Origin of the sequence: Micromonospora sp. NPDC047753, assembly GCF_040642735.1 — a bacterium.
In the GTDB taxonomy this organism is placed as follows: Bacteria; Actinomycetota; Actinomycetes; order Mycobacteriales; family Micromonosporaceae; genus Micromonospora.
Genome location: NZ_JBEYSL010000244.1, coordinates 2,242 through 9,694, shown reverse-complemented (window position 1 = coordinate 9,694; position 7,453 = coordinate 2,242). Strand labels below are relative to the sequence as shown.

Here is a 7,453-nt window from a genome sequence, read left to right as displayed (position 1 = left end):
GGCCCGACACGAGGCGGCCCGACACGAGGCGGCCCGACACGAGGCGGCCCGACACGAGGCGGCCCCGCGCGTGGCGGCCTGGGGCGAGGCCGCCCGGCGTGTTGATCGACTCGACTTTCACGAAGTCGCGGTATCCAGGCGTCCAGGACGGCCCGACTTCAAGGAAACCGAGTCGATCAAGCGGCGTTAGGCAGCCGGCCGGGGCAGCCGGCCGGGATGAGCGCCCGCACCGACGGCCCGGACCGACGGCTTAACCGGTTGGACCTGTCTCAGGGGACGGAGCAGCAGCGCGGAATGTGACGCGCAAGATCACTGGAGCCAGTAGATCATGGCGTACAGCCCGATCCACACGACGTCGACGAAGTGCCAGTAGTACGACACGACGATCGCCGAGGTCGCCTGCGCCGGAGTGAACCGGCCCATGGTCGTACGGACCATGAAGATGATGAAGGCGATCAGACCACCGGTCACGTGCAGGCCGTGGAAGCCGGTGGTCAGGTAGAACACCGACCCGTACCCGTCTCCGTTGATCTTGATGCCGTCGGCGACCAGGTGCCGGTACTCGTTCAGCTGGCCGAGGACGAAGATCAGGCCCATCACGAAGGTGACGGTGAACCAGCGCCGCAGCGCGTGCACGTCACCCTTTTCCGCCGCGAAGACGCCGAGCTGGCACGTCACCGAGGACAGCACCAGGATCACCGTGAAGGTGGTCGCGTACGGGATGTTCAGCGCCTCGGTGTGCTTCTCCCATTGCTCCGGCGCAGCCGCGCGGATGGAGAAGTACATCGCGAACAGCGCCGCGAAGAACATGAGTTCACTGGAGAGCCACACGATCGTCCCGACGCTGACCATGTTTGGTCGGGTCAGAGAGTGGATCCGGCTCTTGTCAATGGCTGGGGCCGCAGTCACGCCGTCATTATTGCCCCTGACCGGGGCCGCCGATCAGCGGGGTGGCAAACCTGCGCCTTCCGTGGCCCGAGCGTCAGGGTCCGGTTCGCCTGGCCTAGCCTGAAAAGCGTGCTGCACGTCGATCCGATCTTCGCCGCCACCTCGGCCCCGCCGCCGTTCACCGTCGGCGCGGTGCTGACCGAGACCCGGCTGGACAGCTGGCTGGCCCTCGGCCTGGTGCTCGCCGCCGGCCTGTACCTCTACGGGGTGTACCGGCTGCGCCTACGCGGCGACCGCTGGCCGATCACCCGTACCGTGTTCTTCCTCGGCCCCGGCCTGGGCGGCATCGCGCTCGTCACGGTCAGCGGACTGCACGCGTACGACACCGCGCTGCTGTCCGTGCACATGATCCAGCACATGGTGCTGTCCATGGTGGCGCCGATCTTCCTGGCCCTGGGCGCGCCGATGACCCTGGCCCTGCGCACCCTGCCGGTCGGGCCGCGCAAGCGCCTGCTCGCGATCGTGCACAGCCGTGTCGCCCGGGTCTACAGCTTCCCGCTGGTGGCGTTCGCCATCTTCGTGGTCAACCCGTTCGTGCTGTACTTCAGTGACCTGTACCGCTACACCCTCGAACACGCCTGGGCGCACGAGCTGGTGCACGCGCACTTCATCATGACCGGCTGCGTGTTCTTCTGGCCGCTGCTCGGCCTCGACCCGCTGCCCGGCCGCTGGCCGTACCCGGCGCGTGCGCTGCTGATGCTGCTCTCCGTGCCGTTCCACACAGTGCTCGGCCTCACCATCATGCAGAGCAGCACGCTCTTCGGCGGCGACTGGTACCCGTCGCTCAACCTCGGTTGGTCCGACCCGTGGCAGGACCAGGTGGTCGCCGGCGGCATCCTCTGGGCCGGTGGCGAATTCGTCAGTGTGACCATGCTCGCGGTGCTGGTGGTGCAGTGGGTCAAGCAGTCCGAGCGGGAGGCCCGGCGGGTGGACCGCGAGCTGGACCGCCAGGAGGCCCGCGAACGCGCCGCCGACGCCGCGCCCGCCTGAGCTGCCCGGACGGTACGCCCGGCGCGCGACGTCGGGCGGGATGTCGGCTACGTCACGCCGACCGGTACGATCTGCGGGCAGCTACGAGGTGGAAGCGGAGTCCTGGCATGACCGATCGTCTTTGCACCGTGTTGCTCTACAGCGACGACCCGCAGGTCCGTGATCGGATGCGGATGGCCGTCGGCACCCGGCCCGCTCCCGGTCTGCAGATCGAGTTCGTCGAGGCGTCGACCTACGCGGAAACCATCCGGCTGGTCGACGACTACGAGATCGACCTGCTGCTGCTCGACGGTGAGGCGAGCCCGGGCGGCGGCATCGGCATCGCCCGGCAGGTCAAGGACGACCGGGACGACGCTCCCCCGACCTGCCTCGTGATCGCCCGCGCCGCGGACCGATGGCTCGCCGCGTACGCCGAGGTCGACGCGACGCTGGTGCACCCGCTCGACCCGGTGACCACCGGCGGCACGGTGGCCGAGCTGCTGCGGACGCACGCACCCGCCTGACGTCCCCCGCTCCTCCGGCACCCCCACGGCGCCGGATCTCGTCGGCGCCGGTTCCAGCCCACCCGCACTTCGCATGCTCGGGAGGCCCGCCATGGGCGATCGGACCTGGCCGCACCTGCTCAACGCGCTGCTGCGCGGTGACGAGCTATCCACCGCCGACACCGCCTGGGCGATGGACGAGATCATGACCGGCTCGGCGAGCGCGGCGCAGATCGCCGCCTTCGCCGTGGCGCTGCGGGCCAAGGGTGAGACGCCCGCCGAGCTGGCCGGCCTGGTGGAGGCCATGCTCGGTCGCGCGGTCCCGGTGGCGCTCCCCGAGGAGCTGCGCCGCACCGCGCTCGACGTGGTCGGCACCGGCGGTGACCTCGCCCACACGGTGAACATCTCCACGATGACGGCGCTGGTGGTCGCCGGCACGGGCGTCCGTGTCGTGAAGCACGGCAACCGGGCCGCCTCCTCCCTGTGCGGCACCGCCGACCTGCTGGAGTTCCTCGGCATCCCGCTGGATCTCGGCCCGGAGCAGGTTGCGCGCTGTGTCGAGGAGGCCGGCATCGGGTTCTGCTTCGCGGCCCGCTTCCACCCCGGGATGCGGCACGCCGGCCCGGTCCGCCGCGAGGTGGGCGTGCCCACCTTCTTCAACTTCCTCGGCCCGCTGACCAACCCGGCCCGCCCCCGGGCCGGCGCGGTCGGCTGCTTCGACCTGCGGATGGCCCCGGTCATGGCCAGCGTGTTCGCGGCCCGTGGCGACTCGGCGATCGTGATGCGCGGCGAGGACGGGCTGGACGAGTTCACCACCGCCGCGCCCACCCGGATCTGGGCGGCCCAGGGCGGCACCGTACGCGAGGTCGTGCTGGACGCGACGGACCTGGGGGTACCCCGGTCCACCCTGGCGGACCTGCGCGGCGGTGACGCCGCGTACAACGCGGGCGTGGCCCGTCGCCTGCTGGCCGGCGAGAAGGGCCCGGTCCGGGACGCGGTGCTGGTCAACGCGGCGGCGGCGCTGGCCACCCAGGGCCCGCTGGACGGCGACCTGACCGAGGCGCTGCGCGCCGGCCTGGCCCGTGCCGCCGAGTCGATCGACTCCGGCGCGGCCGCCGCCACCCTGGACCGCTGGATCGCCACCGCCAACGCCGCCGCCTGACCTCAGCACCATCGGACCCGGCGGCGCCGTCCGCAGGCGGAGTCCTAGGCATGATCAACTCGGGATCCTCGAATCCGTGGTGTCAGGGCCGCTCCAATGCCCCGACTTCAACGAAGTCGTGTGGATCACGCGCGGATGCCGGCGAGCGGACGACGGTGCGCGGAGATTTGTCGGACCCGTCTGGGAAACTACAGCTGAGTAGTTTTCTGCTGCCGTCGATGTGTCACTGTCGCATCCGGGGGCGGTTCGCCTGACGTGAGAGGAGACGCCCGTGTCGCACCGCGATCTCTACTGCGACGTCTGTGAGGGCGTGGCGCCGTTCGAGCCGCCGCCCTGCGTCGACGGCCACGGCACCGACTGTCCCGAGCTGATCTGCACCGGCTGCGGCGCCGCCGTGGTGGTCAGCGCGTTCGCCGTCCCGGTCACCCGGTTGGCCGCCAGCCGCCAGCCCGCCCACCGCCGCGCCGCCTGACCACAGGCACCGCCCGACCGCAGCACCGCAGGCCCACCCCGGGCGGGGTGGCGCATGACCGAAGGCCCGCTCCCCCACTCGGGGAACGGGCCTTCGCCGTGCCAGGTCGGTCGCGACGGCGACCGGGTGGGTCAGTGCTCGGCGGTACGCCGGGTGCCGCTGTAGTACTCGAACAGGAGCCCACAGGCGGAGAAGACGACGGCCAGCAGGCCGGCACCGATCAGCCAGTACTGCCAGAACACCAGGCCGAGCGCGGCGATCGCGGCGGCCAGCGCCAGACCGAACGGCCAGTAGCTGCCCGGGCTGAAGAAGCCCACCTCACCGGCGCCGTCGGCGATCTCGGCGTCCGGGCGGTCCTCCGGGCGCAGGTCGATGCGGCGGGAGACGAACCAGAAGAAGCCACCGCACATCGAGCAGAGCAGGAACGACAGCAGCAGGGCGACGGTGCCGACCCACTCGATGCCGCCCGACGCACCGTTCGTCCAGGCACCGTAGAGGATGGTGGCGCCGAAGAGGAACCCGGCGATGATCAGGAAGATACGCCACTCGGTCTTCATGCGGCTACCTCAGCTTCCCGTGCGGGCCGGAACGTCGTCCGGGTTGAAGTTGTCCTGCGTCCGCCGCGTGTCGAACGGCTGCGTGGTCGTCGCGTACGGCTGCTCACCGATCGCGGACAGCGCATCCTGGGTGGACTTGCCGCTCTGCTTGGCCGCGAGGAACTGGTCGTACTTCTCGGGCGAGACAACCCGCAGCTCGAAGTTCATGAACGCGTGGTAGCTGCCGCAGAGTTCGGCGCAGCGCCCGACGTAGGCGCCCTCGGCGTCCAGGCTCGAGACCTCGAACACGTTGCGGATCTTGCCCGGCATGACGTCCCGCTTGAAGAGCAGCTCCGGCACCCAGAACGAGTGGATGACGTCGCGGCTGGTCTCCTCGAACCGGATGGACCGGTTGGTCGGCAGCACCAGCACCGGGATGACCTCGCTGGTGCCGAGCGTCGACGCGGTGGTGCGGGCTTCCGTGCCCTGGCCGTCCCGGTAGTTGAACTGCCAGTTCCACTTGAACGCGACGACCTCGACCGTGACGTCCGGGTTCTTCGACAACTTGTCGACGTCGGTCTGCACGATCGCCGTGTAGTAGAAGAGCACGGAGACGATCAGGATCGGCGCGATGGTGTAGAGGAACTCCATCGGCATGTTGTAGCGGGTCTGCACCGGCAGCGCGTTGCCACGCTTGCGGTAGCGCACGACGCACCAGAAGATCAGGCCCCACACGAAGACGCCGACCGCGAGCGCGGCGATGCAGGAGGCGATCCACAGGTCGTACATCCGCTTGGACTCCGGCGAGATGCCGCCCTGCGGCCAGCCGAAGCCGTGGAACGTCTGACCGACGTCACAGCCCGTGAGCAGAACCAGCAACGCCACGCCACCGAGACCGAGCCCGGCCAGGCGACCAGCACCACGCCCCCGGCGTCCACCAACCCCTGGGGAAGCGCTGTGCCGTACGGCCGACGGCCGTACCTCCGAACTCCTTGCGACCACCTGGTCCTGCCTCCCTAGCGCGCCGCGGTGCGTCTTTCCTCAGCACCCGCGGCAAAGGCGTCACCGACGGTCGCAGATTACTCGACCATGACGGACTCGGCCGTGGTGGGGTCACTGTCCGACCCCCATCGGGGGGATCCTAGGCATACCGCCGCGATAGCGTCTTGGTCTGTGAGCGCGAGGAGTGAGCCGGGGTTGCGAGCCCCGCAGTCGCGAACGAAGGCGGGTCGGTGAGCGCGAGGAGTGAGCCGGGGTTGCGAGCCCCGCAGTCGCGAACGAAGGCGGGTCTGTGAGCGCGAGGAGTGAGCCGGGGTTGCGAGCCCCGCAGTCGCGAACGAAGGCGGGTCTGTGAGCGCATCCCCGGTCTACCTGGACGCGGCGACCGCCGCGCCGATGCATCCGGTCGCGCGGCAGGCTCTGCTGGCCGCGCTCGACGACGGCTGGGCCGATCCGGGCAAGCTGTATACGCAGGCCCGCCGGGCCCGGCAACTGCTCGACGCCGCCCGCGAGGCCACCGCGGTGACGCTCGGCGTCCGCGCCGATGAGGTCTCCTTCACCCCCAGTGGTACGACCGCGGCCCACGGCGCCGTCCTCGGCGGCCTGGCGGGTCGACGCCGGGTCGGGCCGACGCTGGTGCACTCGGCGATCGAGCACTCGGCGGTGCTGCACGCTGCGGAACGGCACGTCGGCGCTGGCGGGACGGCCGCCGCGGTGCCGGTCGACCGGTTGGGCCGGCTGGACCTGACCGCGTGGTCGACCGCCGTTCGGGCCCCGGGGGTCGCGCTGGCCGCGTTGATCAGTGCCAGTCACGAGGTGGGGACGGTGCAGCCGGTCGCCGAGGCGGCGGCGGCCTGCGCCGACGTGGGTGTGCCGCTGTACGTGGACGCGGCACAGTCGGTGGGCCGGGTACCCCTGCCGGCCGGCTGGTCGGTGCTCACGGCGAGCGCCCACAAGTGGGGTGGGCCACCCGGCGTGGGGGTGCTGGCGGTCCGGAAGGGCACTCGCTGGGAGTCACCCTGGCCGTCCGACGAGCGGGAGAGCGGACGTACCCCCGGGGTGGTGAATCTGCCGGCGGTCGTGGCGGCGGCGGCGAGCCTGCGGGCGGCGGCGGCCGACGCGGCGGCCGAGGCGACCCGGTTGACCGCCCTGGTGGAACGGGTCCGGGAGCGGGTCGCGACGGAGGTGCCCGACGTGGAGGTGGTCGGCGACCCGGTGCTCCGGCTCCCGCACCTGGTCACCTTCTCCTGCCTGTACGTGGACGGGGAGGCGTTGCTGCACGCCCTGGACCGGCGGGGCTTCGCCGTGTCGTCCGGTTCGTCCTGCACCTCGTCCACGTTGCGTCCGTCGCACGTATTGGAGGCGATGGGGGTGCTCTCGCACGGCAACGTGCGGGTCAGCCTGCACCGGGAGACGACCGAGGCGGACGTGGAGCGGTTCCTGACCGAGCTGCCGGGGATCGTCGCCGGGCTGCGCGCCGAGGCCGGGGTGGTGGGGCTGTGACGACGCCCGACGAGGTGATCGACTGCCGGGGGCAACGCTGCCCGCTGCCGGTGATCGCTGCGGCGCGACGGATGCCCGAGGTGCCGGTCGGCACTGTGGTCCGGGTACTGGCCGACGACCCGGCAGCGGCGGTCGACATCCCCGCCTGGTGCCGGATGCGCGGCCAGGAGTTCCTCGGCTCGGTCACGGGCCCGGACGGCCCCGCCTACGACATCCGCCGAACCCACTAACCCACGCTCCCCGCGCCCCTACCCCGCTCCCCCCGCACCACCGCACCACCGCACCACCGCACCACCGCACCACCGCACCACCGCACCACCGCACCACCGCACCACCGCACCACCGCACCACCGCACCTACG

The 7,453-nt window shown here is 71.2% G+C and carries 9 protein-coding genes; 6 read left to right on the top strand and 3 right to left on the bottom strand.

Annotated features, from left to right (window positions below; all coding sequences use genetic code 11):
- Positions 1–309: 309 nt before the first annotated feature.
- On the bottom strand, positions 310–909 hold the full coding sequence (locus ABZ749_RS20415; RefSeq protein WP_091408043.1) for a heme-copper oxidase subunit III: 600 nt from the start codon (positions 907–909) through the stop codon (positions 310–312).
- A 99-nt stretch (positions 910–1,008) separates the two neighbouring features.
- Here ABZ749_RS20415 and ABZ749_RS20410 point away from each other — a divergent pair, with 99 nt between their 5' ends.
- The 4 genes from ABZ749_RS20410 (at position 1,009) to ABZ749_RS20395 (ending at position 4,054) form a co-directional block, all read left to right on the top strand.
- Positions 1,009–1,938, top strand: a complete 930-nt coding sequence (locus tag ABZ749_RS20410) for a cytochrome c oxidase assembly protein (RefSeq protein WP_355007809.1) — start codon at positions 1,009–1,011, stop codon at positions 1,936–1,938.
- Positions 1,939–2,045: 107 nt separating this feature from the next.
- Entirely contained in the window at positions 2,046–2,441 is a 396-nt protein-coding gene (locus ABZ749_RS20405) for a hypothetical protein (protein ID WP_091407513.1), read from the top strand.
- A gap of 91 nt (positions 2,442–2,532) precedes the next feature.
- Complete coding sequence (gene trpD / locus ABZ749_RS20400) at positions 2,533–3,582, top strand: anthranilate phosphoribosyltransferase (RefSeq protein WP_357202841.1); 1,050 nt, start codon at positions 2,533–2,535, stop codon at positions 3,580–3,582.
- Between the two features lie 271 nt (positions 3,583–3,853).
- Positions 3,854–4,054 (top strand): hypothetical protein, encoded by a 201-nt coding sequence (locus tag ABZ749_RS20395; protein ID WP_357229936.1) that lies wholly within the window; start codon positions 3,854–3,856, stop codon positions 4,052–4,054.
- 131 nt (positions 4,055–4,185) lie between these two features.
- On the opposite strand, the gene ABZ749_RS20390 is transcribed toward ABZ749_RS20395, so the two are convergent.
- The gene (locus ABZ749_RS20390; protein ID WP_355007746.1) at positions 4,186–4,611 is read right to left on the bottom strand and encodes a cytochrome c oxidase subunit 4; all 426 of its coding nucleotides are present in this window, start codon (positions 4,609–4,611) and stop codon (positions 4,186–4,188) included.
- A 9-nt stretch (positions 4,612–4,620) separates the two neighbouring features.
- Positions 4,621–5,592: a cytochrome c oxidase subunit II gene (gene coxB / locus ABZ749_RS20385; RefSeq protein WP_266304854.1), complete on the bottom strand. Its 972-nt coding sequence runs from the start codon at positions 5,590–5,592 to the stop codon at positions 4,621–4,623.
- A 348-nt stretch (positions 5,593–5,940) separates the two neighbouring features.
- Here coxB and ABZ749_RS20380 point away from each other — a divergent pair, with 348 nt between their 5' ends.
- Both ABZ749_RS20380 and ABZ749_RS20375 read left to right on the top strand, forming a co-directional pair.
- Positions 5,941–7,092 carry an aminotransferase class V-fold PLP-dependent enzyme gene (locus tag ABZ749_RS20380; protein ID WP_357229934.1) on the top strand — a complete coding sequence of 384 codons (1,152 nt, stop codon included), beginning with the start codon at positions 5,941–5,943 and terminating at the stop codon, positions 7,090–7,092.
- Positions 7,089–7,322, top strand: a complete 234-nt coding sequence (locus tag ABZ749_RS20375) for a sulfurtransferase TusA family protein (RefSeq protein WP_357229932.1) — start codon at positions 7,089–7,091, stop codon at positions 7,320–7,322. The genes ABZ749_RS20380 and ABZ749_RS20375 overlap by 4 nt, the downstream gene beginning before the upstream one ends.
- Positions 7,323–7,453 lie beyond the last annotated feature (131 nt).